This is a genomic window from Limnospira sp. PMC 1279.21 (assembly GCF_032349615.1).
GTDB lineage: Bacteria > Cyanobacteriota > Cyanobacteriia > Cyanobacteriales > Microcoleaceae > Limnospira > Limnospira fusiformis.
The window spans coordinates 1-367 of sequence record NZ_JARPLU010000571.1; the positions used below are offsets into that span (position 1 = coordinate 1).

Sequence of the window (367 nt, forward strand, 5' to 3'; positions counted from 1 at the left end):
GAAAATGCTGGCCTTACTGGGACATCATTTGTCAGGAGATGTCCGCATGGTTGTCATTGCCCATAAAGACCGACTGGCAAGGTTTGGATTTGACTTGTTTCGATGGCTCTGTGAGCAAAACAGGTGCTCACTCATGGTTCTCAACGAGACAAGTCTCAGTCCAGAACCAGAAATGGTTGAGGACATCCTCGCCCTCTTCCACTGCTTCAGTTCCCGATTATACCGACGGAGTAAATACAAAACTCAGGTCAAAGAAGATCCGGATTTACCCCAGCCCGGAGCTAAATCAAGTCTGGCGTAAATGGCTGGCTGCTTGTCGGTATTGCTACAACCAAGCAATTGCATTATCTAGGAGTGGTAAACGACG

At 48.0% G+C, this 367-nt stretch carries 2 protein-coding genes; both read left to right on the forward strand.

The features are described from left to right. A partial coding sequence (locus P5683_RS25995) for a recombinase family protein (protein ID WP_315642106.1) occupies nt 1-301 on the forward strand: 301 nt, incomplete at its 5' end. Next, the coding region (locus P5683_RS26000; protein WP_315669526.1) for a helix-turn-helix domain-containing protein at nt 264-367 on the forward strand (104 nt) is incomplete at its 3' end. The genes P5683_RS25995 and P5683_RS26000, both read left to right, overlap by 38 nt.